We start from the raw sequence: 26,671 nt of genomic DNA, 5'->3' as shown, positions 1-26,671 counted from the left end.
GGTGTCGGATCCTTCAGAGTGATCCGCGCGTGCGAGGCTTCCGAAAAGCAATGTTGCTACTACCGCCATGGCCGACAATGCGCGAAAGATTGGAGGTGCCAAGATCTATTTTGGATCATGCCGAAGGCCGCGATGCTGAATTTCTAGCGAGCGCTTCGATCGACATCTTTCGTGCCAGTGCCCGAGCTTGCGTCACCTCGTCTTTGTTTTGCAGAATTATCTGTTGTTTCTGCGGGATCAAGACGCCGGGCGCGACGTCCAGATTATATTCGCTCATGAGGTAGAAGCTGAGACTTAGGCGACAAGGCCGAACGAGGCGGCCGTCTGTCATGTCATGTTCCGCGGCAACGCGGGCTTGGAGCTCCGCTGGCAGCTCAGGGTTCGGAACTATGATCAGATTGATGATATGAACCCACTCGAAATCCAAAGCCGCGTCGATCGAAGTCGGCCGACGAGCGGACACGGACAGAATTCTGTTGAGGTTGTAGTCGCGAAAATCATTGTGATCCCGCGACCAGGCGCGGACGTACCAACGACCGGCGCTATGTGAAAGCGCGTGAGGGGTGATCGTTCGCGCCGGTTGTATCGAGCCCGTCAGCGACGCGTAGTCGATATCGATTTCCAATTTTTTGCGGATGGCGTCCAGGACACGAAGCAGCACGGTCGGATCGGTCGATCGTCGGCCCAGCGTAAGTACTTCCACAGGTGGGATGGTGTCGAACCAGGTGTCCTCTGGCCGCATCCAATGATTCTCGATTGCGACCAGTTGCAGCAGGTAGCGCTCAATGGTGTCGCCGATGAAGACGGGCGAGAACGCGTCCGAGCGGGTGTATGCCTTCTCCGCCCGGTCATAGCCCAAGTTTTTGGGCGCGAACTTCTCGTACTGGGCGATGTCGGCCGATGCCTGCTGTGCCGAAATGCCGAATGTGTTCGCGAGGTCGCTCCGATTGAAGCGGCCGTCCCAGAAGAGGCGGAAATCGATGAATTCGAGCCGCCGGCGGACGCCCCAGCGCAATTCATCGCCGTTGTCCACCATATTATCCTCCAAAAAGCCGATTCACGCCGCCAAAACGCGTCTAGTTACTTGACTGATAAAGATCCTGTCACCATATCTTATGGACGGACCCGGGGCATATAGCAACCGCGTCCACCATGGACGGGGTCGAGTAGGTGGGAACACCTGAAGAACATCAACAAGTTGCGCGGCCATATCGGGTTCTAAGTCTCGATGGCGGCGGAATGCGGGGCATTTATACCGGCGCTTTTTTGGCGCGCCTCACCGGCCAGTTTGCTCGCATCAGGGGAGTGGCCGCCCTCGATCTCGGTCGTGGGTTTGACCTGATCACCGGCACCAGCACCGGAGCGATTGTCGGTTGCGCTCTTGCGGTCGGCCGGCCGATGGCCGAGGTGGTGCAGCTCTATCGTGACCATGGACCGAAGATCTTCCCGCATCGAATCGCAGGGAAGGCCAGCGCGATCTATCGGGCCACGCAAGGTAACCGGTTCGTCCGCGAGGGCGACAAGGCGCTTCGTGGCGCGCTGCAAGCTGTGCTCGGCGACGCGACCATGCACGAAATTTTCGACCGCCGTGGCATCTCCCTATCCATTCCCGCCGTGTTGATGAGCGACCACCGCGCCTGGGTGTTCAAGAAGACGCCGAAGAGCGGCCCCCGCGACGACTCTTACCCTCTGGTCGATGTGTGCATGGCGAGCTCCGCAGCGCCGATCTATCGCTCGCTCGCCACCATTGACGATCCAAACACACCGGGTGGACCGCAACAAGTGTTCGCGGACGGTGGGCTGTGGGCCAATAACCCGATCATGGTCGGACTCGTCGATGCGCTTACGATCGCCGCACCCGACCGCGCGATCGAGATCTTCTCGCTGGGAACCTGTCCGCGGCCAGAAGGAGATCATCTCGACGCGGAGAGCGCCCATCGATCGATGCTGGACTGGACGCTTGGCGCCGATGTGGCGCCGCTCAGCATATCGGCCCAGGAATTCGCGTTCGACCACATGGCTCGGCTGTTGGCGAACGCCATCAGCAATTGTGGGCGTCCCATCCGAAGAGTGCGGTTTCCGAATAAGCCGGTGCCAGCGAGCATGATGCCTTTCCTGGCGCTCGACGACACGCGGCCGGAGGCGATGGATCGCTTGATCGGTCAGGCGCACAACGATGCCGATCTGACCAAGAGTACTTGTGACGATCCGAACAGCGACGATGGCCGGATGATCCGACGGCTCATGAGCGAACTGCCGGCGATGCCGGAAACCGGGGCGGTCTGGAACCGCGCTGCAACCTCCTACCAGAAAGGATAGGTGATGTTCGATTGCTCCAAAGATGTTCGTGCATATCACGATCAGGAAGTGACCCTGCCGAAGAACGAGCAGGATGCGATGCGCGACCGACGCAACGCAAACCGCAACCGCTTGCGCAAAGGGCTCGCCGATGCAGGCAAGCCGGCGCCACTCGAGTTCGTCAAGCAGGGCAGCTACGCCATGAAGACGATGACACGTGATCCCGACAGTGACTACGATATCGACGACGGTGTCTACTTTCGGAAGGAAGACCTGGTCGGAGATCGTGGGGCGGAGATGACCTCTCTTCAGGCGCGGCAGATGGTCCGCGACGCTGTCGATGACGGCAAGTTCAAGAAGCCGCCCGAGGTTCGGTCGAATTGCGTGCGCGTGTATTATGAGAAGGGGTATCATGTCGATCTCCCCGCCTATCGGCGTGTTACGACATCGACCGTTTTCGGTGACGCAGTCCACTACGAGCTGGCGGCGAGCAGCGGCTGGAAGCGCTCCGATGCGCGGGACGTCTCGGACTGGTACGAAGACGAGCGGGCGAAGTCGGCCGATGGCGTTCAGCTCCGCCGGATCAATCGCGATCTGAAGAAATATGCTCGCAGCCGCGATAGCTGGCGGAGTGGCATCCTCAGCGGATTTGGCATCTCGGTACTGACAGTAGAGCGCTTCCGGCGCAACGAGCGGGAGGACCGGGCGCTCTACGATACGATGGTCGAGATCAAGGGCCGGCTTAACTGGGATCTGCAAGTCAAACACCCTGTCACGCCCGGTGACTACATCACGAGCGGTTCCGATGACGCACGCGCGCGCTGCTTTCGCGACAAGCTCACCGAGGCGATAGACAACTTGCAGCCTCTCTTCGACGCCGACTGCACGCGCGAGCGTGCGCTCAAGTGTTGGGACAAGGTCTTTGCCACGACCTTCTTCAGCGAGCGGCTGGAAGAAGAAAAGCGCGCCGCCGTCGCTGCCCCGGCGATCATCACGTCGGGGGCTCTGCTTTCGCAGACCGCCGCCGCGGCCGCCGCCGTCAGCAGCGCAGGCGGAGGCCGGCATGCCTGAGACGGCGCTCCCGCTCCGTTGGCGGCAGGCAGCGCTTCACCTCGAAGCGATGCTGCGGGAATTGACGGGGCAGGCGCCTGAGCGCCTTGACCGGGCGACGATCGGAAGTTGCTATCCCTCGCGTCGCTGGATCGCAGCGTGGCGGGTCAGCGTGGTCTTTTCTGACGGCGTGACACGCCGCATCGACGTGGTCGCAACGGCGGCGTTTCCGGCAGTCCCGGTCAGAACCGCGCTCGTCGATCATCCGGTTTTCATGACTTGGCCTCACGTCGAAAGTGACGGCGTTCTCTGCCTGCTGCCAAATCTGGCCGAGTGCGATCCCGATGATCCTTCTGCCGTCGCTGCGAACCTGCTTCATCGCTCGATTCGACTTGTCGAAGAGCTGCTCGAAGGTTCGATCATCGAGCGCGATTTCCGCGAGGAATTTCTGACATATTGGGCCTACAAGGCGCACGTGACAGGCTCGCACTTCTACAGCCTGGTGTCGCCTGCGCCACCGTCGAGACTCGTGCGGATGTGGCGAGGAAAGGGGTTGGAAGTGGTCGGCGAAGATGGAGCGTCGATCGAACGTTGGGTACGTCGTCGATTCGGCCATACTGTGAGCGTCAAGACTGAAGACGCCGCCTTCATTTGGCTGGAAGATCCGCCGCTCCCCGCCGACTATCCCGAGACATCCTCAGATCTGCTGGCTTTGGCGACAGCGGCTGGAGATGACGCGCGCATGGTGATCGAGGACGTCGCCGTTCACGAACCTGAACACGTCGTCGCGGTGCTGGGAGCCATAGGCAGGGGCGGGTCCGCTTTGATCGGCGTCAAAGCTCCGAACCCGAAGCGTCTCAAAGGTCATGTCAGATCTGCTGCAGAGCCTCTATCCAAAGGTTTCCGTCGCGGCCAAACTCCCAAGGAGGTCCTTCTTAGTCGCTTCTTCGGAGGTAGTCCGCTCATCAGGACTTCGGTGCAGCGCGCGGACGCGAATTGGATTCATGGCCGAGATCGCGACCCTCGGACTGCGCGGTTGCTTGCGGCTACGGTGATCTTGGTTGGGTGTGGGTCAGTCGGCGCGCCGGTCGCACTCGCCCTGGCGCAAGCTGGCGTTGGACGGATTGTTCTGGTCGACTACGATACGCTTAGCTGGCCGAATGTCGGCCGGCATCCCTTGGGCGCACCGGCGGTGGGCCGCAATAAGGCAGAGGCCCTGGCTGACCGGCTGCAAGCCGATTTCCCCCATCTTCAAATCGAGTACCGCGCCTGTAACCTGCATCACCTGCTTGTCGTCGATCATGATCTCGCGACCTCGGCTGACTTAATCGTTTCTGCAACAGGTAGTTGGGCAGCCGATTCAGCGCTCAATCGCTGGCATGTAAGCCAAAGGAGAGATCGACCGATCGTATATGGCTGGACGGAGGCGCATGCCTGCGCAGGGCACGGTGTTGCGATCGCCCAGCGAAGCGGTTGCCTACAATGCCATATAGGCCAAACAGGTGCACCATCGTTTAAGGTGGTAGATTGGCCTGATGCAGCAGACGCCAATCAAGAAGAGCCTGCGTGCGGCGCCCACTATCAGCCGTACGGTCCGATCGAGCTCGGCTACGTTACGGCGATGATCGCGGAGCTATCTTTAGACTGCTTACTTGAGCCGCCGGTGGATTCGTTCAGCAGAGTATCGGTGGCGCCGCGGGAACGCATCGCCAAGCTTGGCGGGCATTTTAGCGAGCTCTGGCGATCAGATTACGGTGACGGCGATTCCGGGGGCAAGATCGTGGATCGACCCTGGCCTAGGACCGGTTGTGCCGCCTGCGAAGGCGCGGAAGCCTCTCAGTCTGTGCCGAAAGACGCCTCTCCGATTTCCAGTTAGGTGCAAAGATAACCCAAAAATGCGCCGTTTTCGGCGTCAGCTAGGAGTATTCGATCATCGAGCAGTTACGCTTCTAGCTCGTCTTTCGGACACCATCCCGCTGGATCTGCAATCCAGCGGTTAACGTCCGATTCGTGCCAGCCAGTCCCGTTGTTGCTGATCTTGAGCTGAGCCGGGAACGTACCCTCGGTGATCTTGCGGTAGATGGTGGACCGCGACAGCCCGGTCCTGGCGAGGACGGTTTTCAAGCGAATGATACGGTCTGGTTCGCGCATGGTCGCGCTGCCTCCTGCTGGCTGCCTCTGACGGCTGCTGATCCAGACAGAACGGTCCGTTCAGGCGCGCAAGCAGGTTTTTGGTGTCGTAGTAGCGGGGCGTACAGGCGACGCAAGATAGGCGGAGTTCAAGGTGGGCGGAGTTAACGTTCAAGGCCCCGGCCTCTTCCAAGATCGATGCCGTGGCTGAAGGCCAGTTCGAGGCCGAGTCGACGGCCTGATTCGAACGCGATGCCAAGCTCGTGCTTGCGATTCTCAAGGAGAGATTCCAGTTGCGGATCGCGCTCGAGGCTTCTTGCCAAGTCACCCATCGCCGAGCGGGTGGCCCTGTAGCCGGAGATGTCGCCAGCCTGATACTGGAGCAGGCTGGCTTGGTCGAGCTTCTGCCAGCGCTCCACGAAGCGGTCGGCGCAGCGGCTCGGATTAACGCGCAGTTCGGTTTCGAGCTGGAGCGCGCGGATGGCGCGATTGACCTGGCCACTAGCGGCCTCGCGGGCCAGTTCCGAATCCTTCTTGTAGGCGGCTTCGGCATCACGCGAGCCATAGGGCCGCACCTCCTCGAAGGCCTGCCGGGCCTTCCGTAGCTCTTTCACCTGCTCAGGATTTGCCTGTACCCCCATCTCATGCGCCTCAAAGATCGCGTCGACGGCGCGGGCATGGCGCACAAGCGCTCGGGTCCGCGCGCGACGCAGTTCCCTTTCCGGATCTTCCGCGACCTGCCGTTCCGGCGCCTCGGTGTCGCGCAGCCCGGCCTGTGGATCGCTCCTTTCCCTTTCGGGCGTTTCGCGCTCCGGCCCCCGTCCGCGATCTGGGCCGGGCGCATCTCCAGGAGAGCGAACACCGCCGAACATGTCCCGCAACTTTTCCGGCACGACCTTACGGACGATCTCGGCGACTCGCTCCCGGAAAGTGATCCCACGGCGCTCGGCGTAGCTCTGGACCGGATCGGCACGGTCGTAGTCCGAGGCCATGTCCTTGGCGCGATCGCGCGACAGGGTGCGGACAAGTCGGTCGTCGTTGGCAAAATCGTCGCGGCCATAATGCAGTTCCACCCCATCCCGGTGGCGCGACAGGGCGACATAGCTGCTGTGTGCATCCATCCCGGGCGTCGCCAGCACATGGACGCGGTCGACCGTCATGCCCTGCGCCTTGTGGATCGTTGCGGCATAGCCGTGGTCGATCCGGTTGTAATCCTTGAGATCGAAGCGCACGGATCGGCCATCGTCGGTCTGCACGGTCATGCTTTGCGGACCGACCAGCTCAATGGTCCCGAGCGTGCCGTTCTTCACGCCGAGGCCGCGCTCGTTCTGCAGGAACATGACGCGATCCCCGCTGGCAAAAGCTCTCGCGCCGCGCTCGACCGTCACACACACCTCGACGCCTAGATTGCCGGCGGCCTGCATGCGCTCGCGCGCCGCCTCGTTCAGGATGCGGACCTCGTCATTGGTGTGGGTGAGGATGATCCGGCTCCGGTCCGGCGAAGCCTGCCGGTCGCGGTCCCAGCGCTCGATCAGATCGCCCCGCGCCTGCTCGCGGGTCTGGGCCTCATGCACCATGCCGTGAGTGCGGTAAGCTCCGAGCGCATGGCCCACCTTGCCGGTCGCCAGATCGCGCGTGGCGTCGCGCTGCCAGCCCTCCCGCTGACGCCTCACCTCACCGATCTTGGCACCGCTGTGACGCTCATAAATCGACCGGAATGCCGCGCCCGCTTCGATCGCCTGCAGCTGCTGCGGATCGCCGACCAGCACAACCTTGGCACCGGCATCTGCGGCATGCGACAGAACGCGCTCGAGCTGCCGCGTGCCGACCATGCCGGCCTCGTCGATGACAAGCACATCGCGGGGAGTGAGCCCGTCACGGCCCTGTTTCCAGCCATGCTCCAGGCTGGCAATCGTGCGTGACGCAATGCCCGATCCGCCTTCGAGGCTTTCCGCCGCAATGCCGGACAGCGCCGCGCCCCGGACCTCGTAGCCTGCGGCTTCCCAGGCCTCGCGTGCCACGCCCAGCATCGCGCTCTTTCCCGTCCCGGCATGGCCGACCACGACGCTGAGATCGCGTCCATCCGTGACATGCGCCAGCGCCTCGGCCTGTTCGGATGACAGCACCAGGCCGCGCGCTTCGGCACGCGCCAAAGCGTCTTCGCGGTCCGCATCCCGGACCTCATGGCGCTCCCGTTCAGCCATCCGTTCAGCGGCGACGTGCAGGCGCCGTTCCGTCTCGATCATCTCCCGGGTGGTGAACCGATCCTCGCCGCGAGCGTCCTTGCCGAGTTCGAGCAGATCGGGCGCTCCCTGCATCGCGCCCACCACCTGGTTGAACTGGTCGAGCCCGTCACTGTGCCGGTGGGCGAACTTGGCCAGGTCGCGCCGTGTGAAGGTCGATTGCTGCTGCGTGATGGCGTCCAGTCCAAGGGAGGAATCGGCGATGATCCGCGCGCCATTGTTCCGCGCGATCTCGCGGTGCATCTCGGCGCGGTCGGCCTCAGACCCTTCGCCTGCGATGCCCCTAACCTCAATCCGTTTCGCTGGCGCGCCGATCTGGCTTTGTGGCTCCAGCGCGATGCCCTGAGCTTCCAGACTACGATGGTCGATCCGCGCGTCGATGTCGAGTTCGGCCAGCCGTTCATTGGCAAGCTCGGCCCAGCGGTTGCGCCAGCGCTCGACCATCTCGGTGCGATTCCGGTCCCGGACTTTCTTGCCAAAGCCGTTCTCATCCACCGCGCGCATCGTCAGCATGACATGGGCATGCGGTTTCGGCATGCCGTCCTCGGCCCTGTCCCAATGCACGTTGAGGTCGGCAATCATGCCGAGACCCACGAACTCGCCCCGAACGAAGTCGCGGGCCAACTCGATGCCCTGCGCCTCATTCATTTCGCGCGGAAGAGCGAATTCCACCTCACGGGCCAGCTGCGCATCTTTCCGGATTTCGAACGCCTCGACATCGTTCCAAAGCCGTGCGCGATCGCTCCAGACCTCCGGCGCGTTCTCCGGGAGCATCACCTCGGAATGGACGACGCCGCGCTTTCCAGAAAAATCCTGGTCGCGGCCGTGCCGCTCGTCGCGCAGCCGCGAGCCGGAGCGGTAGGCCGCCGCAGCCACCGCGCTGCTCCCGGCCTTCCGGCCAATGACCTTGACGTGAAGATGATAGATCGCCATCGCGAGCCAATCACTGGCACAGCGAAGCGCACGTCGGAACGACGTATAAGCGCGCCCTCCCTCAAAAAATCTCGGGAGGGATTACACCGTCTCAGCCCGTCCTGAGGACCCTACAGCATAGTACAGGGTGCCCGGCTATCATTTCTCCATCGACACTGATGGAGATGATGATGCGCAAACCAAGGGACTTTGATGCGGACCTGAAGGCACTCGAAGACAAAGCGCGCGGGCTGAAAACTCGCAAGGTGCGCCAGCTCGGCGAACTTGTTGTCGCGACTGGAGCCGACGCTCTCACCGCTGAAGAACTGGCCGGCGCGCTGCTTGTCCTGGCCGAGACAAGAGAGGCCGGAAAGAGGGAGGCTTGGGCCAGGCGCGGGGCCGCTTTCTTTCAAAGCCGGGCGCGGCGAAATGCTCCGACAACTGACCGCAAGCCCGACGGCCCTCCTGCGCAACCGGGCGGCGCGCAACCGATGTCAAGCCGCAAGGGCGCGGCATGACATGCGCACTTGGCAGGTCGAGCGCCGCAAGCGCGCGCGGCATCTTATCGAACTCGGTGGGCTTATCGTCAAAGCCGGTATCGTAGATCTGACTGGCGATGATCGCGCCACCATCTTCGGCGCGCTACTCTGGATGGCCGACAAGCTACAAAGCGATCAGGGCGACTGGGCGCGGACCCTCTGGATCGCGAAGGGGAGGCAGGCGTTCGAGAATGACTGAAGCGCGCTGTCTCATGCGGAACGGATAGTATTTTCGGGGCTATCGCCCTACACATTAGTGGTCGACCCGGCTGCTAAGAGAGCCAAGCGGCCCCGCTTCCAGCGGAGCCACTCCTGCCATCAAGGCGAGAACTCGCGCCGCGCGAGGACCCAACGGATATTGGCTAGATTGGTGAGAGTCGCGCCCGCTCGGGCGAGCCTTCGGGCAAACTCCAAAGCTCAGGATTGATCTGGCTTAAAAGCTTGCAGAGCTCGGCGCGAGTCGTGCGCTGCAGTTCGTTGATGGTCAGCACTTTCATCGTTTCCTCCGTTTTTTTCGACCGCGCCAATCGCGGCCATCTGGTCGAGGCCACTTGCGACGGAGGAGGCAGATGCACCCCTCTTGGGGGCGGAAATGGAGAGAACGAGCGCGCTAACGCTTGCAGCCACGCAGGCGATCACGGTGCAAGGGACGAGGTGATATGGTGGGAGTGGAGGAGGCGAGGCGCTGACCAGCGAACGGCATCAGCGGTAAGAATATCCGCCATGCCGACTCTATTTGTTTATCCGGCGCCACGGCTGTATTGTTGGGCATTTGCAACCCGCCTCGCCGGAGCTTATCTGGTGCCCAAGCTCAATACTTTCTGCCTTTATCTGGCCAAGCCCAACGTAGGCAGCTTTGACGACCTTTTGACAGCCAATGCCCATGGCCTTTTGGAAGGTGGTGTAGCCAAAGCGACGTCGTCATCCTCATTCGCCGATGCTGCCACGCTCTATACTTTTCCGGGCTTTCCCCAGATCCCCAAGTGGGTGCCGCTCCTTCAGGCTTCGTTTGCGGTGCCGGATCGACTGTTCTCACAGTCACCGTGCGCCATGGTCGTCTTCAAGAAAGATGGCAACATTTTTGCGCTGACATTTTCCTACGCGCATGTCTATCTCGACGATGCAAAGACCGAAGCAAGCTTTGGACTCAAGGCGGCCGTCAATGCCGTAAGCGACAACAAGCTTCGTAGCGTCGAGCGCTCGAACATCGGCGATGCTATACGCGATTTCGCGCAATCGGCCGGGCTCCGCGATCTTCGTTCATTTGGCTTTGACGATGCTCTCGATCTGATCCGCAAGGTGAGCGGCCGCGCGACGGATAACGATTTCGCCAACTTGGTGACTGGAGCGCGATCGCTGCGCTTTTCGAAGAGAATTCCACTCGGCGACGTGCCTGATGCCGCCGTGGAAGCGGTCGCGCTGTTCAAGTCGAAAGCTTACCGGAAAACCACCTTCAGGATCATTGACTTTCTCTCGCCGGTTCTCGACCCGGTGATCGAGGCCGAACTCGATGATGCGCTGGTCAATGCGGTTCGAAGCGGAAGCGACGAATTTGAAATAGCGATACCGGAGATCCTACCGACCGGCATAGGTTCGTTCCGCTTCGAGCATGCCGGCTTCAGCCGTTTCCATCCCGATCTCTCGGTCGAACTCTATTCGACGGAACTTGGTGACCGACTCGCACGGCTTACCCTTAGCGATCTGAAGAAGCATACCGTCGCAGCCTATGGAGAAAACGAGAACACGCCGTTTCAGCATTGGTCCGTGTACGACGCGCTGGTCGGATCTCTGCTACATCGTGGCGAGCGCTACGCACTTAATGAAGGACTGTGGTACGGCGTCGGAAAGACGTTGAAGGACTCCGCCGACCGAAAATTTTCCGATCTTTGCGCCAAGCCTGACAAGAAACTGCGAACGCTCAAGAAGTTTTATCCGTCGGGTGGCAAATCTGGAAAGCAAAAAGTCGCCTATCAATCCGAAGAGTCCTACAATGCCGAAATCGCCTCGGAAACAGACTATCTGCTCCTGGATCAAAAGCTGGTTCAGATCGACGAGGTACCCGGACCGGGCATTGAGGTTTGCGATCTTCTCGACATCAAGGGATGCCGGTTTATCCATGTGAAGAAGAGCTCCCGTCAATCGAGCGTGCTCAGCCACTTCTTCAAGCAAGGATCGAATTCCGCGCGCATGCTCCGGCAGTATGAGCCTTTTAAGGCGGGCTTGATCGAGGTCGTCAGCAAGCATTTTGGGCAGGCCAGAGCGCGAGAGCTAGCGAAAGCGCTTGCAAACCGGTGGACAATCGAGTTTCAGATTGCGGACTTCCCTCGTCCCGATGGGACGAATAATATTCCTTTTTTCAGCAAGCTGACGTTGAAGGAAGAGGCCCGCAACATTGAAGCAATGGGTTTCGACGTTCGGCTTGGCTTCATCAGGCTTGCTAGGACCCTCTAGGGCTGCCGTTTTGCTTGCATTGCGCAGATCGACGAGTGATTCACTCCATGCCCCTCACATTGCCGACAATACATGGACTGATATCTGGTGAGCTTGCCGTGAACGGCAATTGGGCCGTCGCGAATCTCGACACTCAGATTCCCTGGCCGACGAAGGTCACCAAGGTCCGCTTTCGTAGCCGGGCGCTCTTTCTCCTGCCGCCTACGAGCACCCCTATGCCTCCGGGCAGCTTCGCATCATCGAACGAGACCTATCCCTGCGTCGCCGCGCGGTTAAACCCGGGCGAGCATTTGGACCAAGGTGTCCAGATCATCTCTCACTTTCTGAGTTCTTTGAGCTGGGTGGAGCGGCGGGGCAGTACGGTCGAATACTGGAGCGGAGGCAATTTACCGCGGCCGATGGGAGGCAGGTCCAGACATCCGATGTACAGCGAGCAATTCTATTGCCCTTATTTGCCGGACACGCAGGACCAAAAGGCCCGATGGGCGTTGGCCTTCTATCGAGAGGGTCTTAGCCTAAACAACGTAGCATACCAGTGCCTTAGCTTCTTCAAGGTAATGAATATCTTTCTGCCAACGGGAGGGCGACAGAAACAGTGGATGAATGCCAACGCCGGAGTTGTAGCGGACCATCAAGCGGCCATGAGAATATCCGACATCCGTGCGCAGCACCAAGACGTTGGTGAGTACCTCTATTCCTCGGGGCGTTGCGCCATTGCGCACGCTGGCGATACACCGACTGTCGACCCTGAAGACCCGGTGGATTTGCGTCGACTGAGAGAAGACTTGCCCGTCATTCAGGCCTTAGCCGAGCTCGCGATTGAAACTGTGTTCGGCATCAAGTCGCGTGCCACCGTATATCGAGAGCACCTGTATGAATTGGAAGGATTTCATCAACTTATTCGAGCGCCCCGCGTCGAACGAATCAAGACGCTGGCATCGATCGGTCCAGGTGATTGGCCGGTCCTTCCGCGCCTGACTGTCCGTCTTGCTTTTCACGATCCCTATGCTCCGCTTGAGCAAATGAATGCACGGCTGGTCAAGATCAACAAAGGCGTCGCTTACGTGGAATGCTGCTCTGAAGATGAGCAAACTCGCTTGTTGCTCAGACTCAACTTCGCGCAAGAGCGATTGCAATTCGATACGGTGAACGATCTTCTTTCATTCGATGACGGAACCGAGGCAGCGATCAAGGCCGCCGCCACGGTCGCGCGGTTTCGGTTCGATCACTTCAAAAATGGAATTCTTGAGATCTGGGAAAGCGACAAGGATCGGATGCTGGGTCGTTGCGATGCCTTCTTGCCGATGAATGTCGATATGAATGCTTCAATCGCTAACTTTAAGGCGGAGATTGAACATTTGGACGCACTCGCAGCCACCCGTGCCGATATGACACCGGCGAGCTAGGCTATCGGGATCATGCCTGCCGCAGGATATGTTGTAGACACTCATGACAGATGGCGCCCTTGGTTCGAGTGGTGACGACAGAAGGCCCTGCTTTATGAGTTCATATCGGCTATTCGATCTCACCAAATCTCGGCACGAGACTTAATCAGGCTCCTGCTTTTTCGTTTCAGTCCTTGCCGCCGAATTCGGCGTCGCTGCTTTTGCCGTTGGTTGAAGCGCATTTGCGAGAGCCGTGGCATGACGCTGGCTCAGTTCAATAGCTTTACAAGTATCGCGGGTGGTGAATGTCTGACATTTGCCTCAGCAGGTACCTATAACTTGGCAAGCAAGGTCACGGATTCGCACATATTGGTCGCCCAAGGCAATGTCGGGACGACGTGACTGGCAACAATGCCAACAGCGAGCCTCTGCAGGCAAGCGCATCGGGCACTGATACATCGCAGGCGGAGACCGGGAACAACATTATCGTCGCGAGGCCGAGGGCACAAACGCCTAGCTGCGCGCGCTTAGGTCGGAGCAAAGGCACTGCAGCCACCGTTGCCCACCGGCGCGCTGACGATCGTCGTCGTGGGTCCTAGGAGATCATTCGAGTTCCGAGAATCACAGGGAGGAAGCGCTGCAGCTCGTCAGATAGTATGGGATGAAGGTCACGCTTTATTGGGCGGATTCTCCGGTGCTGATCGGAAAACGCGATCGCTCTTACCGATCAGAGTATTCGCGCCAAACGACTTTGGCGGCTGAAATGGCCTCGGGAATTGCGGATTGCGTGATCAGGTACGTCTCCAGCTGATCCCACGTTCTCATATCCGCCATGCGATGGTCGTTCTTGGCATCTCCCACAAAATCCCCGGCCGCGTCGTCCGTAACCTCTCTATTCTTCACATATTCCCAGAATGTTCCGCTCAGCATGGGTTGTCTCCAAAATCGGCGAAGAAGAAATGGTCCTACTCTAAGGACCCCATCAAAAACCGAAAGAAAAAGTCTGCCAACTCGGAAAATAGACTTCTCCGTCCACGAGCACCTCTGGGAAGGGATTGGCGGTCATTTTGCCTTCCCAATACGCCTCCGCACTGGATTGCCACTGCTCGTCCGGCACCTCCAGCCACTGCGCGTCACATCTGTGCAACCTAGCCGTTTCAGCTATGCGAAGCTCAAGGATCTCGCGTGCGAAGAGCTCCTTGCCAGCAAACCACTCACGGATCGCGCGTTCCGCAAGCTCACGGCTTTCGAAGCAATAAAAGGCCCTCAATCGCTCGGGCAACGTATTGAACGCGCGAAGGCGGACATCCTCCCAAAATACCTCCTTCTTGTCGTTCCATCGACCCGCGTAAAAAGGGGATACCGCCTTCTCCAAACCATTACTGACGAGGAAGCTGATGCTAGAGACGACGCCATTACCAGCCCTTGCGTTGTGTTTCAGTAGGCCACCCGGCAGAAAGGCATGCCAATAAGATCCCGATCGGAGCCGGACATCGGTGCCATTCCAGTGCTTGATCACATCAGCCATGACAATCTCTGATCATGTTGCTTCGTCAATTGTTCTCACCTGCGTGCATGTTTAGCAATTCAGAGCTTAGGCGCGATCGGCGCCCGGGGTGGGGGCTGGTTAGCCCAGCAGGACGACATGCTCGACCAGCAACTAGAGGCGGCCCTGGAGGTCGCGCTCCGCACCGCGGCCCAAACGGCGTACCGGGTTTTCGCCGAGACGCCCCACGTCGCGCTTGGCGATGCAGCGTCCACTGCGGTCGAGCAACTCGCCGGCATCACCGAGATCGCGCCGGCCTTTGAGATCAGGGAAGCGCGGAGCGCTCGCCGGTCACATAGAAACTGGGCGCATGTCACCGACGGCGATGCCGGCGACTTCATGATCGGTGGCAGGCCGCACGAGGACTGCACTCGCTTCCGGTGTCCTCCTGGCGATTTCATACATCGCCTCAACGTGGTTGCGAATGCGGACCACGAAGACACGCGTAAGCGTGTCACTGTCGCGGTCTCGGACCTTGATCAAATAGCCGGGCGGCTCGGTCGGATCGAAATCCACGATGTCGCCTGGCTTGACCCCGGTGAGGTACGAGTCAGGGAGGTTGAAGTTGATGTAGGCGTGGCGGCCCGGCCAGTGCTTGAGAACAAGGCCGAGGCACTCCTCGGGGTTGGTGCCGCGGACCTTAACGGTGCGATCTTCGGGATCGTCGACGGTCCCCTCTACAGTGATTGCGTAGCCGGCGGCGAGAGTCAAAGTCAGGTCGGTCATGGGCATTCCTTGCGGCAGGTCGTGTTCTAATATCGCTCGCCGGCCCTAGATCTCCAAACGTCAGCGCGAAACGCCCGCGCCCGTTTCCGGTAGCAAGCCGTAAGATGATCGGTTGATCTACCGGGGGAAATAGCGCTCAAATAGAACTGCCGGCGCTGAGCGGTTCCAAAGGTCACTCGGCGTCGGGACGTTGTCAGCGTGCCGTCACATCCATTTCTGCGTCAAGACACCACCCTTGACCACCAGGATGATGACTATCACGGTCGCCACCAGGGCGTAGCTGGTCTCGAAAACTCCGGTGCCGGCTACCCCCAGGGTGGCGATCGTCATCTGAAACATGTCCATGGGACATGTCTCCCCGTCCCCCATCATCACCAGACCTCGGGCATGGGAGGCTTCCCGCCTTGGCCACCGGCTGGCTGATCTCCAGCTCGGATCCACATCCTACCTTCGCAGGAAGGGGTAGAACATTCGTGCAACCCCGGTACCGTAGGTCTACGGTGTCACCGCATAACCAATTGTCTTAGCTTATAAATCTGACGCACGCTGTGGAGCGCTCAAGAAACCTCCGATTTCAAGGCCCCATGCATCCATCGGGCCAGATGGGTTTGGGGCACCAAGCTTTACGAGTTAATTGGGACAGGGCATCTCATTACCACGTCGGCGGTGAGTGCTCGTGAGCTCGCTCCAAGCACTGCGCGACATGAACCCCACGGAACCCTGAGGTATGAAATTTGGTAACACTTCGCGGGTTGGGAGACTCGGCCGCGGTTGTCCGTCATTTTCCGTTCTAATCCGCCAAGGGCTGGGGGGTAATTCTGTGGAAGCGCTCGCCCGTAAATCATCCAGCCACTTGAAGACAAAGAGATATTTTGCGTGGAATCGCGGACACTCTCTCCGCCAGCCCCGCTCTCGCTGCCGTCCGCCGCCCCCTTGAAAAAGCCGCCGCGATTTTAGCGTTTGATGCTCCTCAGGCGTGCGCGCGAGTTTCCCCTGACCTTCAGGGGGTGCACCAAGCAGTATCGCGGCTCACAGCGCCGGCTGGCGCAACGCCAAGCACGCGGCGCAATGGAGCGCGACGGTCAAGACGTCTGCCGACCCGGTGATCGGTTCGCTCTCGGTTCACGGCATCGACACCGCGCTGGTCATGAAAATCATCGAGCCGTTGGGGGTCGAAGAAGCCGGAAACGGCCTCGCGGCTGCATCGGGTGGCAAGCGTGGCAGGCCGCTCGGCAATAAAGATCACTTCGATTCGCGCCTGAACGCCCCGCTCGCTCGCTTGGCGGCACATTCTAGTACACGACGGGCTCCCGAGAAGACTGCTCGCAGGGCAGATCTCGAGTGTTAGCAGTTCGATGCGCTGGGCCAACGCCGGCCCGCATATTTCGTCTGCGGCGTTGCGATGAAACTCGCCATCGGCGAGCTTGAACGCATGCGCAGCAGGAGGAGCCGACATCCGCAGAGATCGCATTCGTCGGGATCAGTCGAGTTGATGATCCCGCTTCACCTGCACGATCCAGCGGGCTCTTTGAGTGGATGAAAAAGCGCGCCGTCAAACGTCCTGACAGACAGATATATCGACCGTGTAAATATCTGAGATCAAAACGATCAATTTTACGAATACTCGGGGATCGCCCATCAATGACGTGATCGGCCGGGTGCGGGCGCGTCGCCATGAAGGTCGGTCGGGGGCAAGCTCGTTTCGGAGAAAACGCGCCGCCAAGGGGGGATTTATGACAAGAGGACTGAAGCGGTCCGCTTCCGTAGCGTTGATTCTAGCCGGGATGATCCAGGGCGCGTGGGCTGCCGAGAACGGAGCGACAAATTATCCGGCGGGCTCGCCCGGCGTGTTCATTGCGTCGTTCCCGCCGATCCCCGGCCTGTTCGCGATCAGCCAGACCAGCTACACCAGCGCCAACGGCCTGTATGACGGGCGGGGCAACAAGCTGCCGATCAACTTCAAGCTCTCCGCCGTGTCGGAGACGATGCGGTTTCTCGCGAGCTATCCGGGCGACTTCTTCGGAGCTCACGTCTATTCGCAACTCGTGGTGCCCTTCGTTCACCTCGAAAGCACCAATCCCGGCGGATCGTTCCAGGCCAACGGTCTTGCCAACATCACCTTCTCGCCGATCATCCTGAGCTGGGCGCTGTCGCCCGTGCAGACCTTCACGGTCGGTCTCGACATCATGCCGAACACCGGCACCTATTCGGCGCGGCAGCCGCTCAATGTCGGCACGAACTACACGACGATCTCGCCCGTTCTCGCCTATCGTTATGCCGATCCAAAGGGCTTTGAATTCGCCGTCTCGCCGCGTCTGCTGCTCAACAACGCCAATGCCGACTCGGTCAACGCCTTCACGCAGCTGACACAGCAGTACCGCAGTGGCGATGCGCTGGTGGTCGACTTCAACGCGGGCTACAATATCGGCGACTGGAAGCTCGGCGTCGTCGGCGGCTATACGCATCAGTATCAGGACGACAAGATCAACGGCGTCAAGGCCTTCAATTTCGCCGGGGTGCAGGACGGCAACCGGTTGCGCTCGATCAATGCAGGCCCGTCGCTGACTTACAACGCGGGACGCTTCCAGATCAACGTGAACTACCAGCATACATTCTACGTCGAGAACGGCAGCCGCGGCGATACGGTGTGGGCCAACCTGGCGTTCCCTCTCTGGGTGCCCGCACCGCCGCCCGGAGCCGGACAGATCAAGCGCTGACACGCGCGAAAAAGGGCTGGCGTTCGCGCCGGCCCCTCGCCATCAGCCCGTGCTGGTCGACAGCGGTCAGGGCACCTCGGCAACGACCTCGCGCATCAGATTGCGTAGCCACAGCAGACCCGCATCAGTCGAGCGATAGCGATGCCATTGTACGCGCTGCCGCAGCACCGGCAGCGCGACAGGCAGTTCGATGATGCGGATGGGGAGGCTGCGCTGGGCGGCGATGGCGAGACGCCGGTGCACGGTCGCAAGCCGGTTCGTTCCGGCGACGAGATGGGGAATGGCGGTGAACGCGTACACCGACACATCCTCCCTGCGGCTGGTGTTACGCTGCTCCAGATAATAGGTTTCGAGCGATTGCGCTGCGATCGCCGGCCGCATCACCACGTGGGACGCCTTCGCGAAATCCTGCCGTGACAGCTTGCCCTTGCCATACTTTCCCTTGCTCCACGCGATGACGCAGAAATCGTCCTCGAAGATCACCTCGGAGGGGTGCAGCTTGGAGCTGAATTCCTCCGGGATGATCAGCAGGTCGACGTCGCCGCGCTCCAGCGCGCGCTCCGGCCGCTGCACCTGCTGCAGGAAGTCGAAGCGGATCCCGGGCGCAAGGGCCTCGCTGCGCGCCAGCAGCCGCGGGATCAGCGTCACCAGCGTGTAGTCCGATACCAGGATCTTGAAGCAGCGATCGGACTGCGCCGGATCGAACTCGGCAGACGAGGCGATGGTCCAGTCGACCCGCACCAGCAGGTCCCTGATCGAGTCCTTCAGCGTCTCCGCGCGCGGCGTCAGCTCCATCTTGCGGCCGATCTTCACCAGCAGCTCGTCATCGAAATACGTTCGCAGCCGCAGCAAGGCGTTGCTCATCGCCGACTGCGTCATGTTCATGCGCGCCGCCGCGCCGCTGACGCTGCGCAGATGCAGCAGATGGTCGAGCGCGACCAGCAGATTGAGGTCGAACTTGTTGTTGAAGCGCATCGGCGGCCTCGCTCGAGGTATTCAGGAGATCAATGCGATCGATCTTGATAATCAATTTTTCGAAATGGTCAAACGGGGCTATGCCAGACCCAGGGAAGAAACGTCGAGGAAGACGCGTGGCGGGGCCGCGCGTCGCGAGTGCAATCATGTTCAAGTACTTTCCGAGCAACTATGTCTGGAATCTCTCGGTCGATCTCGCGATCGAGATGGGAGCGCGGATCGGCGAGATCGAGGAGATGTGCGCGCCGCTGCAGGAGGCGGCGCGGCAACCCGATGCCAGCGGCACCCAGGCTTTTCGCGAGACCTGGGCGCGGATGGCGGACAAGCTCTGTGACCTCGCTGCCGAGGACGAGGCGAAGGGACGGTTGCTATCGGCGGGCGAGAAATATGGCCGCGCAGCGAGCTATCTGATCACCTGCGAACGCCTGCAGGCGCACGAGGCGCCGGGACGGCTGGCGCTGTACCGCAAATGCCTCGACGTGTTCGCCAAGGGAATCGCGCTGGCGCGGGAGAACTGCGAGCGCGTCGAGATTCCCTATGAAGGCGCTCACATCGCAGGCCTCCTGGTCCGCGCCGAAGGACGTGACGGGCCGGCACCGCTGCTGGTGCAGGTCAACGGCCTGGATTCGACCAAGGAGATGAAATACCGCGTCGGCCTGCCCGCGTGGCTCGCCAGGCGAGGCGTGTCGTCGCTGGTGATCGACCAACCGGGATCGGGCGAGGCGCTGCGCCTGCAGGGTCTCACCGCACGATATGACAGTGAGCACTGGGCCTCCCGTGTGGTCGACTGGCTGGAGACCCGCAGCGACGTCGATCCGAATCGCATCGGTCTCGAAGGCGTCTCGCTCGGTGGCTACTACTGCCCGCGCGCCGTGGCCTTCGAGCCGCGCTTCGCCTGCGGCGTCGCCTGGGGCGCCAATCACGACTGGCGCGACGTGCAGAAGAAGCGGCTGCAGAAGGAGGGCGATTTCCCGGTCCCGCATTATTGGGCCCATGTGCGCTGGGTGTGGGGCGCACGCGACCAGGACGACTTCATGCGCATCGCCGAGCAGGTTCATCTCGACGGCATCCTCGATCGCATCAAGGTGCCGTTCCTGGTGACCCATGGCGAGAAGGACTCGCAAATCCCGCTGCATTGGGCGGAGCGCACCTATGAGCAACTGGTCAATTCACCCAAGCGCGAGCTGAAGATCTTCACCGCGCGTGAAGGCGGTGCCCAGCATGCGAGCTTCGACAACAGCATCAATGCCGGCCACTACATCGCGGACTGGGTCGCAGAGACGTTGAACGGACACGTCGCCTGAAGCAGCAGGTGGAGAGGAGAGCCATGAAAATTGTCGGTCTGGAGAGCCTGATATTCGGTGTCGACGACGTCAGAGGCGCCGCGCGCTTCCTCGTCGATTACGGGCTGACGCCCGTCGACGTCTCCGATCGCAGCGGCCGCTTCGAGGCGATCGACGGCACCGCCGTGGTGATCGCGCGACAGGACGATCCGGCGCTGCCGCCGGGGCCCGTACCCGGCTGCCGTCTGCGCAAGACGGTAATGGGCGTCGCCGACGAGGCGACGCTGGGGGCGATCGCCGCCGAGCTGCGGCGCGACCGCGAGGTGCGGCGGCTACCCGACGGCTCGATCGAATCGATCGATGATTCCGGATTCGTGATCGGCTTTCAGCTGACGGCACGCCGGCCTTTCGTGCTGCCTGGCGAGATCTCGAATGCGCCGGGCGGCGTGGTGTTCAGGCCGATCAACAGTCTCGGCGTGCCGCCGCCGGGCAGCGTCATCCGTCCGCGATCACTGTCGCATGTGGTCTATTTCGTGCCCGACGTGGCGAAGGCCGAGGCGTTCTACGTCAATCGCCTCGGCTTCCGCTGCACCGACCGCTTCACCGGGACGGGGCCGTTCCTGCAGCCGGGCGGCTCGCTCGACCATCACACCCATTTCCTGATCGGCGCGCCGCCGCACATGCACGGCGTGGAGCACTTCACGTTCCATTTCGGTGGTCCTTCCGAAATGATCACCAACGGCTATCGCTTCGTCGAGAAGGGCTATCAGGCGTTCTGGGGACCCGGCCGTCACATCCTGGGCTCGAATTGGTTCTGGTACTTCAACAGCCCGTTCGGCTGCCACATCGAGATGGATGCCGACATGGACCAGCACGATGCAAGCTGGCAGCCGCGCGAAGCGACGGCCTCTGCCGATAATTCGCAGACCTTCCTGATGAAGATGCGTAGGAAATGGTACCCCGGCCCTGGAATCCCCGAGAATGGCGACTACGCGTGAGGCCCGGTCGTCGCGCTGGCTCCGGCTGTGCCGCGCCGACGAGATCGGCGAGGCGCAGTCGCGCGGTTTCGATCCCGACGATGAGGGGCAGGACAGCCTGTTCGTCGTGCGATGGCAGGGACGGCTGCATGGCTGGCGCAACGCCTGTCCGCATATCGGCGGCGCGCCGATGGCCTGGCGCAGGGATGCGTATCTCAACGCCGAGCGCACGCGTATCGTCTGTCACGCGCACGGCGCCGAGTTCATGCCCGACACCGGGCTGTGCGTACAGGGGCCGTGCCGCGGCGAGCGGCTGATCGATATCGAGCTCGTCGTCGACGCCGACGGCGAGCTGTTCGCGAAGAAATAACACGCCGGCAAGGGCGGTTCGAAACAAGGAGGAGGGCACCATGGCTGTGGTGAGCAGGGTGCTGACGATCGGCGGCGGGTTTTCCGGCATGGCGGCGTCGATCCAGATGCGCAAGGCGGGCATCGACGTCGATCTCGTCGAGGTCGATCCCAACTGGCGGCCGGAGGGCGCCGGCATCACGGTGAGCGGGCCGACCTTGCGCGCGCTCGAAACGATCGGCGTGTTCGCGGCGTTCACGGAGCGCGGCTACACCGCTGACGGTGTCGATCTGTTCACCCCATCGGGGCATCGGATCGGCGAGATCCCGACACCGAAGGCTGCAGGATCGGAAGTGCCCGGCGGCGGCGGCATCATGCGGCCCGAACTCGGCCGCATCCTCGCCGAGGCGACGCGCGCCTCGGGCGTCGGCGTGCGTGTCGGCTGCACCTACACGCAGATCACGCAGCAGGACGGCGATGTCGAGGTCGCCTTCACCGATGGCACGACCGGCCACTATGATCTCGTGGTGGTCGCCGATGGCGTGTACTCGAAGACGCGAGCGTTGCTGTTTCCCGAGGTCAAGCCGCCGCAATATATCGGCCAAGTGGTCTGGCGCGCCGTGCTGCCGCGGCCAGCCGACATCGTGCGCCCGCGGATGTGGCTGGGCGGTGCGGTCAAGGCCGGCGTCAACCCGGTGTCGCCGAGCCACATGTACATGTTCGTGACCGAGGCGCGGCCGGAGAAGCTGCAGGCCGAGCGCGCGTCATGGCCGCAACTGGTCGCGGACATGCTGGCACCATTCAGCGATCCCGTCCTCGTGGCGCTGCGGCCGTATCTGCACGCCCCGAACGCCGCGATCGACTATCGGCCGCTCGCCAACCTGCTGGTACCGGCGCCCTGGAACCGCGGCCGCGTCATCCTGATCGGCGACACCGTGGCCGCGACGACGCCGCATCTCGCTTCCGGGGCGGGCATCGGCATCGAGAGCGGCATCGTGCTGGCCGAGGAGCTGGAACGGGCGGCGACCCTGCAGGACGCGTTCGACCGCTTTCATGCGCGCCGCTGGGAGCGCTGCCGCATGGTGATCGAGAACTCCGCCCAGCTCTGCCGCATCGAGATGGAGAATGGCGACAAGGCCGAGCACGCCAGGATCATGCGCGAGTCGATCGTCGGGCTGACGCAGCCGATCTGAGCCGACGACATCAACGAACAACATCATCAACGGGGAGGAAGCAATGACGGTGACGACGGAGACGTGGCGCGGACGCATCGCGCTGATGGTCGCGCATTGCGCCGGGATGGTCGATCTCGTCGCGCTGCCGGTCTGGGTGGGCGCGCTGATCGAGCGCTACAAATTCAGCCCGCAGCAGGCGGGGCTGCTGGCCACGTTGTTCCTGCTGGGCGCGGTGCTCAGCAGCCTGTTCTTTGCACCGCGCTTCAACCGGATGAACGCCCGGCTGGCGGCGGCTGCGGGCTACGCCGCCGCCGCGCTGGTGTTCCTGGCCGCGAGCCGGACGTCGGAGTTCTCGCTGCTTGCGATGCTGCACGCGCTGGGCGGCGCCACGGCGGCCTGCGGGCTGAGCTTTACTCACGGCACCATTGCCCGGAGTGCCAACCCGCATCGGCTGTTCGCGATCGTCGGAATGGCGCTCGGGGTGTTTGCCATCCTCTTTCTCGGCCTGACGCCCAATCTCGTGGCAGGATTCGGCGGCCATGCCTTGTTCGTCGTGTTCGCCGGCGTGATGGCAGTCGCGGCGCTGGTGGCGGCGCTGTCGTTTCCGAGCGGCGTGGTACGCAGTGACGAGGACCTCATTGCCGAGGTCGGCCATCTGCCGCGCGCCGTCTGGTTCGGCATCGCCGGCATCAGCTGCATGGCGCTGACCCAGGCGATGCTGTTCAGCTTCATCGAGCGCATCGGCGCTGACCGCGGCTTCGGCGCGGAGGCGGTCACGGGCGTGCTGATCGCGCTCGGCTTCGTCAACCTGCTGCCGGCGCCGCTCGCCGCCTTTCTGGAGCAGCGGCTGCCGGCGCGCCACGTGCTGCTGGCGGGCCCGATCTGCCAGGCGCTGATCGCCGTGACGATCACCTTCGGCTCCGGCTTCCTCACCTACGCCATTCCGACTGCGATGTTTGCCGCGGTGATGATCTTCACCCACACCTTTGCGTTCGGTCTGCTGTCGCGCCTCGACCCCACCGCGCGGGCGCTGGCCGGCACGCCGGCGATGCTGATGATCGGCGCCGCGATCGGCCCCATTCTCGGCGGCACCTTGGTGCAGCTGTCCGGCTATCCCGCGCTCGGGCTCGGTGCCGTCATCATCTCCTCGATCGCCGTCCTGTTGTTCTCGCGCGTGTTCGTCGCGCGCGGCGCAGCGCCGGCCGCCTCGCTCGAAATCGCCTGACCAGGAGACCTCCCATATGACCCTTCCGCAGATCCGCCGCGTCGTCACCGGACATGATCAGCAGGGCGCCGCCATCATCTCGTCCGACGGGCCCTTGCCGACCGTCTCCGAGCTGGCGGCGATTCCAGGCACCTTCTTTCATGAGATCTGGAGCACGCAGGCGACGCCGGCGCTCATCGACAATGGTTCCGATCCGACGATCGGACCGCTGCGGCTGCCGCCACCGCCGAATGGCAGCCGTATCCGGTTCGTCGACATCCCGCCGGACACCGAGGATTTTCTCCGCAACGGCGCGACGCGAATGAAAGCTGCGTTCAGCGAGATCGGCGACCCGCACGCCTCGACGGTGACGACGGAATCGCCGCATCCGCTGATGCACCGCACCGAGACGATCGACTACGGCATCGTGATCTCCGGCGAGGTCACGCTGGTGCTCGACAAGGGCACCGCGGATCTCAAGGCCGGCGATGTCGTGATCCAGCGCGGCACCAATCACGCCTGGGCCAATCGCAGCGACAGACCGTGCCGGATGTTGTTCATCCTGATCGACGGAAAATTCGGTCCCGAAGCCAATCCGACCAGGGACAGCTGATGAAGCTCGCAACCTATCAGAACGGCAGCCCCGATGGCGGCCTCGTCATCGTCTCCCGGGATCAGGCGCGTGCGGTCGACGCGAGCGCCGTCGCGCCTGATCTTCTGACGGCACTGCGGAACTGGCCGCAGGCCGAGCCGGCGCTGCGACGGCTCGCCGAGAGCCTCGACGACGGATCCGCCGCCAGCGCCGTCGCATTCGATCCGGCGCGATGCCTCGCACCGCTGCCGCGCGCGCCGCAATGGTTGGACGGCTCGGCCTTCCTCAATCACGGACGGCTGATGGACGTTGCCTTCAACAAGCCGCCGATCCCCGATTTCGACACCATCCCGGTGATGTACCAGGGCGCCAGCGATGATTTCCTCGGGCCGCACGCCGACGTCCCGTTCGTGACGGAGGCGGATGGCATCGACTTCGAGGGCGAATTTGGCGTGATCGTCGACGACGTGCCGATGGCCGTCTCCGCCGAGGACGCCGCACGGCATATCCGGCTGCTGGTGCAGATCAACGACTGGAGCCTGCGCGCGGTCGGCGCGCGCGAGGTTCGCACCGGCTTCGGCTTCCTGCAGGCAAAGCCGTCGACAAGCTTCGCGCCGATCGCGGTGACGCCCGACGAGCTTGGAGACGCCTGGCGCGACGGCCGTTTCGACATGGCCCTGCACATCCAGCGCAATGGCGAACGGATCGGCGCAGCCTCAGGCCGCGAGATGGCATTCTCGTTTCCGCAACTGATCGCCCATGCCGCGCGGACGCGCCGGTTGACGGCCGGCACGATCATCGGCTCGGGCACGGTCTCGAATGCCGATCGCGCCGCCGGATCGAGCTGCCTCGCGGAGGTCAGAGCGATCGAGATGATCGCTCACGGCGAGCCACGGACGCCGTTCCTGCGCTTCGGTGACGAGGTGGCGATGCAGGCCAGCTTCGCCGACGGCCGGCCGGGTCCGTTTGGACGCATCGACCAGCGCGTGGTTCGCGCGCATCACCCCGGCCGCCCGGATTGAACGATGCGTATTCTGGTGACCGGTGCCGCAGGCTTTATCGGCAGCGCCTTGCTGTGTCGGTTGCTGAGTGATGTGGACAGTGGCGACGTCACCGGGCTCGATCTCGGCGATGCGCCGCCCGCGGCGTCCGGTCGTCGCCTGTCCTGGATCAGAGGCGGCCTCGACGACCGGGCGGTGCTCGAGCAGCTCGGCGCCGCGCCGTTCGACCTCGTGTTTCATCTCGCCAGCGTTCCCGGCGGCCGCGCCGAGGCCGAGCCTGCGCTCGGCCGGCGCGTCAATCTCGATGCATCGCTCGATCTGTTCCAGTTGCTGGCGCAGAGCCGAAATCGGCCGCGCGTGGTCTACGCCAGCAGCGTCGCCGTCTACGGTGCGCTCTCCGAGACGCCAGTCGGTGCGCGGACGGAGGCGCGGCCCGCGATCACCTATGGCGCGCACAAGCGGATGGTGGAGATCGCGCTTGCCGATCACACGCGGCGCGGAGACCTGTCGGGAATCGCGCTGCGGCTGCCCGGGATCGTTGCGCGACCGCGACCCGTGAGCGGCTTCGGCTCCGCCTTCATGAGCGAGCTGCTGCACGCGCTCGCGTCGGGCGAGCGCTATGTCTGTCCGGTCTCGCCGGCCGCAACCGCGTGGTGGCTGTCGGCGCAGGCCGCCGTCGACAATCTGATGCTGGCCGGTCGGATCGATTGCTGCGGGACGTTGCAGCTTCCGGCGCTTCGTCTTTCGATCGCCGAAGTCGTCGCCGGCTTGGCGCGGCTCTACGGTGCAGAGCGGTCCGGGCTCGTGACATTCGAGCCCGACGAAGGTATCGAGGCCATGTTCGGTCGTTATCCGATGTTGGACGTCAGAGCCGAATTGGCGCTGGGTTTCTCCCACGATGGATCAGCGGTGGAGCTGATCAGGAATGCGCTTCGAGCCTGAATCGGGTGGGGAGAACAGCCGCAATCGTCCTGGAATCCGCGCCGAACATCGGCATCGCCGACATGCGGATCCGTTGCGCCCACAGTACAGACCGGCGGGTCGATCGGTTCCGAGCCGGGGCGTGGCGGCCACGTCTGACAATTGCGGAGCGACCCGGCGATCGTGCCCTTGTCCGTG

26 protein-coding genes are annotated in these 26,671 nt (G+C 62.3%); 17 read left to right on the top strand and 9 right to left on the bottom strand.

Features of this window, described 5'->3' with window-relative positions:
- Window positions 1–115: 115 nt before the first annotated feature.
- Window positions 116–1,036, bottom strand: coding sequence for a WYL domain-containing protein (locus QXZ94_RS24750; RefSeq protein WP_315722767.1), 921 nt, complete (start codon window positions 1,034–1,036; stop codon window positions 116–118).
- 134 nt (window positions 1,037–1,170) lie between these two features.
- Here QXZ94_RS24750 and QXZ94_RS24745 point away from each other — a divergent pair, with 134 nt between their 5' ends.
- The 3 genes from QXZ94_RS24745 to QXZ94_RS24735 are packed head-to-tail and all read left to right on the top strand — an operon-like array spanning window position 1,171 to window position 5,224.
- Window positions 1,171–2,319, top strand: a complete 1,149-nt coding sequence (locus QXZ94_RS24745; protein ID WP_315722765.1) for a patatin-like phospholipase family protein — start codon at window positions 1,171–1,173, stop codon at window positions 2,317–2,319.
- A gap of 3 nt (window positions 2,320–2,322) precedes the next feature.
- Window positions 2,323–3,369 (top strand): cyclic GMP-AMP synthase DncV-like nucleotidyltransferase, encoded by a 1,047-nt coding sequence (locus QXZ94_RS24740; protein WP_315722762.1) that lies wholly within the window; start codon window positions 2,323–2,325, stop codon window positions 3,367–3,369.
- Window positions 3,362–5,224 carry a ThiF family adenylyltransferase gene (locus tag QXZ94_RS24735; RefSeq protein WP_315722760.1) on the top strand — a complete coding sequence of 621 codons (1,863 nt, stop codon included), beginning with the start codon at window positions 3,362–3,364 and terminating at the stop codon, window positions 5,222–5,224. The genes QXZ94_RS24740 and QXZ94_RS24735 overlap by 8 nt, the downstream gene beginning before the upstream one ends.
- 65 nt (window positions 5,225–5,289) lie before the next feature.
- Here the strand turns inward: QXZ94_RS24735 and QXZ94_RS24730 are convergent, their stop codons facing one another.
- Both QXZ94_RS24730 and traA read right to left on the bottom strand, forming a co-directional pair.
- Entirely contained in the window at window positions 5,290–5,499 is a 210-nt protein-coding gene (locus QXZ94_RS24730; RefSeq protein WP_315722758.1) for an AlpA family transcriptional regulator, read from the bottom strand.
- A 143-nt stretch (window positions 5,500–5,642) separates the two neighbouring features.
- Entirely contained in the window at window positions 5,643–8,654 is a 3,012-nt protein-coding gene (gene traA, locus QXZ94_RS24725) for a Ti-type conjugative transfer relaxase TraA (protein WP_315722756.1), read from the bottom strand.
- A 170-nt stretch (window positions 8,655–8,824) separates the two neighbouring features.
- On the opposite strand from traA, the gene QXZ94_RS24720 reads away from it, so the two are divergent.
- Both QXZ94_RS24720 and QXZ94_RS24715 read left to right on the top strand, forming a co-directional pair.
- Window positions 8,825–9,151: a conjugal transfer protein TraD gene (locus QXZ94_RS24720; RefSeq protein WP_315726512.1), complete on the top strand. Its 327-nt coding sequence runs from the start codon at window positions 8,825–8,827 to the stop codon at window positions 9,149–9,151.
- Between the two features lies 1 nt (window position 9,152).
- Window positions 9,153–9,371: a conjugal transfer protein TraD gene (locus QXZ94_RS24715; protein WP_315722754.1), complete on the top strand. Its 219-nt coding sequence runs from the start codon at window positions 9,153–9,155 to the stop codon at window positions 9,369–9,371.
- A 163-nt stretch (window positions 9,372–9,534) separates the two neighbouring features.
- On the opposite strand, the gene QXZ94_RS24710 is transcribed toward QXZ94_RS24715, so the two are convergent.
- On the bottom strand, window positions 9,535–9,669 hold the full coding sequence (locus tag QXZ94_RS24710) for a hypothetical protein (RefSeq protein ID WP_315722752.1): 135 nt from the start codon (window positions 9,667–9,669) through the stop codon (window positions 9,535–9,537).
- 226 nt (window positions 9,670–9,895) lie between these two features.
- On the opposite strand from QXZ94_RS24710, the gene QXZ94_RS24705 reads away from it, so the two are divergent.
- Both QXZ94_RS24705 and mauJ read left to right on the top strand, forming a co-directional pair.
- A complete protein-coding gene (locus tag QXZ94_RS24705; protein ID WP_315722750.1) occupies window positions 9,896–11,623 on the top strand; it encodes a TIGR04141 family sporadically distributed protein in 1,728 nt (575 codons plus the stop codon).
- A gap of 47 nt (window positions 11,624–11,670) precedes the next feature.
- Window positions 11,671–13,029, top strand: coding sequence for a methylamine utilization protein MauJ (mauJ, locus tag QXZ94_RS24700; RefSeq protein WP_315722748.1), 1,359 nt, complete (start codon window positions 11,671–11,673; stop codon window positions 13,027–13,029).
- A 699-nt stretch (window positions 13,030–13,728) separates the two neighbouring features.
- Here the strand turns inward: mauJ and QXZ94_RS24695 are convergent.
- From QXZ94_RS24695 to QXZ94_RS24680, 4 genes are all read right to left on the bottom strand, one after another.
- Complete coding sequence (locus tag QXZ94_RS24695) at window positions 13,729–13,938, bottom strand: hypothetical protein (protein WP_315722746.1); 210 nt, start codon at window positions 13,936–13,938, stop codon at window positions 13,729–13,731.
- A gap of 52 nt (window positions 13,939–13,990) precedes the next feature.
- The gene (locus QXZ94_RS24690; RefSeq protein WP_315722744.1) at window positions 13,991–14,536 is read right to left on the bottom strand and encodes a hypothetical protein; all 546 of its coding nucleotides are present in this window, start codon (window positions 14,534–14,536) and stop codon (window positions 13,991–13,993) included.
- 309 nt (window positions 14,537–14,845) lie between these two features.
- Window positions 14,846–15,280 (bottom strand): hypothetical protein, encoded by a 435-nt coding sequence (locus QXZ94_RS24685; RefSeq protein ID WP_315722742.1) that lies wholly within the window; start codon window positions 15,278–15,280, stop codon window positions 14,846–14,848.
- 204 nt (window positions 15,281–15,484) lie between these two features.
- Window positions 15,485–15,625 carry a hypothetical protein gene (locus QXZ94_RS24680; RefSeq protein WP_315722740.1) on the bottom strand — a complete coding sequence of 47 codons (141 nt, stop codon included), beginning with the start codon at window positions 15,623–15,625 and terminating at the stop codon, window positions 15,485–15,487.
- Window positions 15,626–16,301: 676 nt separating this feature from the next.
- On the opposite strand from QXZ94_RS24680, the gene QXZ94_RS34450 reads away from it, so the two are divergent.
- The gene (locus QXZ94_RS34450; RefSeq protein WP_409998809.1) at window positions 16,302–16,628 is read left to right on the top strand and encodes a phage integrase central domain-containing protein; all 327 of its coding nucleotides are present in this window, start codon (window positions 16,302–16,304) and stop codon (window positions 16,626–16,628) included.
- Window positions 16,629–17,013: 385 nt separating this feature from the next.
- Window positions 17,014–17,997, top strand: coding sequence for a transporter (locus QXZ94_RS24675; RefSeq protein WP_315722738.1), 984 nt, complete (start codon window positions 17,014–17,016; stop codon window positions 17,995–17,997).
- A 66-nt stretch (window positions 17,998–18,063) separates the two neighbouring features.
- On the opposite strand, the gene QXZ94_RS24670 is transcribed toward QXZ94_RS24675, so the two are convergent.
- Window positions 18,064–18,972: a LysR family transcriptional regulator gene (locus QXZ94_RS24670; RefSeq protein ID WP_315722736.1), complete on the bottom strand. Its 909-nt coding sequence runs from the start codon at window positions 18,970–18,972 to the stop codon at window positions 18,064–18,066.
- Window positions 18,973–19,118: 146 nt separating this feature from the next.
- Between QXZ94_RS24670 and QXZ94_RS24665 the strand changes: the two genes are divergently transcribed.
- From QXZ94_RS24665 to QXZ94_RS24630, 8 genes are read left to right on the top strand one after another with little or no spacing between them, the layout of a single operon-like run.
- The gene (locus QXZ94_RS24665) at window positions 19,119–20,276 is read left to right on the top strand and encodes an alpha/beta hydrolase family protein (RefSeq protein WP_315722735.1); all 1,158 of its coding nucleotides are present in this window, start codon (window positions 19,119–19,121) and stop codon (window positions 20,274–20,276) included.
- Window positions 20,277–20,299: 23 nt separating this feature from the next.
- Window positions 20,300–21,253: a VOC family protein gene (locus tag QXZ94_RS24660; RefSeq protein WP_315722734.1), complete on the top strand. Its 954-nt coding sequence runs from the start codon at window positions 20,300–20,302 to the stop codon at window positions 21,251–21,253.
- A complete protein-coding gene (locus QXZ94_RS24655; protein ID WP_315722731.1) occupies window positions 21,237–21,602 on the top strand; it encodes a Rieske (2Fe-2S) protein in 366 nt (121 codons plus the stop codon). Before QXZ94_RS24660 ends, QXZ94_RS24655 begins: the two co-directional genes overlap by 17 nt.
- A gap of 40 nt (window positions 21,603–21,642) precedes the next feature.
- On the top strand, window positions 21,643–22,773 hold the full coding sequence (locus tag QXZ94_RS24650) for an FAD-dependent oxidoreductase (protein WP_315722729.1): 1,131 nt from the start codon (window positions 21,643–21,645) through the stop codon (window positions 22,771–22,773).
- Between the two features lie 49 nt (window positions 22,774–22,822).
- A complete protein-coding gene (locus tag QXZ94_RS24645) occupies window positions 22,823–23,980 on the top strand; it encodes an MFS transporter (protein ID WP_315726510.1) in 1,158 nt (385 codons plus the stop codon).
- Between the two features lie 16 nt (window positions 23,981–23,996).
- Window positions 23,997–24,572 carry a cupin domain-containing protein gene (locus QXZ94_RS24640; protein WP_315722727.1) on the top strand — a complete coding sequence of 192 codons (576 nt, stop codon included), beginning with the start codon at window positions 23,997–23,999 and terminating at the stop codon, window positions 24,570–24,572.
- Entirely contained in the window at window positions 24,572–25,573 is a 1,002-nt protein-coding gene (locus tag QXZ94_RS24635) for a fumarylacetoacetate hydrolase family protein (protein ID WP_315722725.1), read from the top strand. Before QXZ94_RS24640 ends, QXZ94_RS24635 begins: the two co-directional genes overlap by 1 nt.
- A gap of 3 nt (window positions 25,574–25,576) precedes the next feature.
- Entirely contained in the window at window positions 25,577–26,494 is a 918-nt protein-coding gene (locus QXZ94_RS24630) for an NAD-dependent epimerase/dehydratase family protein (protein ID WP_315722723.1), read from the top strand.
- Window positions 26,495–26,671 lie beyond the last annotated feature (177 nt).

Source organism: Bradyrhizobium sp. SZCCHNS2022 (assembly GCF_032377575.1).
Classification (GTDB): Bacteria; Pseudomonadota; Alphaproteobacteria; order Rhizobiales; family Xanthobacteraceae; genus Bradyrhizobium; species Bradyrhizobium aeschynomenes.
The sequence above is the reverse complement of the archived record's forward strand: the minus strand, read 5'-3'. Positions and strand labels throughout refer to the sequence as shown.

Coding starts and splice junctions, on each gene's coding strand:
- QXZ94_RS24640 (WP_315722727.1), top strand. CDS start 23,997: ATGACCCTTCCGCAGATCCGCCGCGTCGTCACCGGACATGATCAGCAG.
- QXZ94_RS24665 (WP_315722735.1), top strand. CDS start 19,119: ATGTTCAAGTACTTTCCGAGCAACTATGTCTGGAATCTCTCGGTCGAT.
- QXZ94_RS24690 (WP_315722744.1), bottom strand. CDS start 14,536: ATGGCTGATGTGATCAAGCACTGGAATGGCACCGATGTCCGGCTCCGA.
- QXZ94_RS24750 (WP_315722767.1), bottom strand. CDS start 1,036: ATGGTGGACAACGGCGATGAATTGCGCTGGGGCGTCCGCCGGCGGCTC.
- QXZ94_RS24720 (WP_315726512.1), top strand. CDS start 8,825: ATGCGCAAACCAAGGGACTTTGATGCGGACCTGAAGGCACTCGAAGAC.
- QXZ94_RS24670 (WP_315722736.1), bottom strand. CDS start 18,972: ATGCGCTTCAACAACAAGTTCGACCTCAATCTGCTGGTCGCGCTCGAC.
- QXZ94_RS24735 (WP_315722760.1), top strand. CDS start 3,362: ATGCCTGAGACGGCGCTCCCGCTCCGTTGGCGGCAGGCAGCGCTTCAC.
- QXZ94_RS24635 (WP_315722725.1), top strand. CDS start 24,572: ATGAAGCTCGCAACCTATCAGAACGGCAGCCCCGATGGCGGCCTCGTC.
- QXZ94_RS24695 (WP_315722746.1), bottom strand. CDS start 13,938: ATGCTGAGCGGAACATTCTGGGAATATGTGAAGAATAGAGAGGTTACG.
- QXZ94_RS24675 (WP_315722738.1), top strand. CDS start 17,014: ATGACAAGAGGACTGAAGCGGTCCGCTTCCGTAGCGTTGATTCTAGCC.
- QXZ94_RS24715 (WP_315722754.1), top strand. CDS start 9,153: ATGCGCACTTGGCAGGTCGAGCGCCGCAAGCGCGCGCGGCATCTTATC.
- QXZ94_RS24730 (WP_315722758.1), bottom strand. CDS start 5,499: ATGCGCGAACCAGACCGTATCATTCGCTTGAAAACCGTCCTCGCCAGG.
- QXZ94_RS24650 (WP_315722729.1), top strand. CDS start 21,643: ATGGCTGTGGTGAGCAGGGTGCTGACGATCGGCGGCGGGTTTTCCGGC.
- QXZ94_RS24630 (WP_315722723.1), top strand. CDS start 25,577: ATGCGTATTCTGGTGACCGGTGCCGCAGGCTTTATCGGCAGCGCCTTG.
- mauJ (WP_315722748.1), top strand. CDS start 11,671: ATGCCCCTCACATTGCCGACAATACATGGACTGATATCTGGTGAGCTT.
- traA (WP_315722756.1), bottom strand. CDS start 8,654: ATGGCGATCTATCATCTTCACGTCAAGGTCATTGGCCGGAAGGCCGGG.
- QXZ94_RS24740 (WP_315722762.1), top strand. CDS start 2,323: ATGTTCGATTGCTCCAAAGATGTTCGTGCATATCACGATCAGGAAGTG.
- QXZ94_RS24710 (WP_315722752.1), bottom strand. CDS start 9,669: ATGAAAGTGCTGACCATCAACGAACTGCAGCGCACGACTCGCGCCGAG.
- QXZ94_RS24680 (WP_315722740.1), bottom strand. CDS start 15,625: ATGGACATGTTTCAGATGACGATCGCCACCCTGGGGGTAGCCGGCACC.
- QXZ94_RS24705 (WP_315722750.1), top strand. CDS start 9,896: ATGCCGACTCTATTTGTTTATCCGGCGCCACGGCTGTATTGTTGGGCA.
- QXZ94_RS24685 (WP_315722742.1), bottom strand. CDS start 15,280: ATGACCGACCTGACTTTGACTCTCGCCGCCGGCTACGCAATCACTGTA.
- QXZ94_RS24660 (WP_315722734.1), top strand. CDS start 20,300: ATGAAAATTGTCGGTCTGGAGAGCCTGATATTCGGTGTCGACGACGTC.
- QXZ94_RS24655 (WP_315722731.1), top strand. CDS start 21,237: ATGGCGACTACGCGTGAGGCCCGGTCGTCGCGCTGGCTCCGGCTGTGC.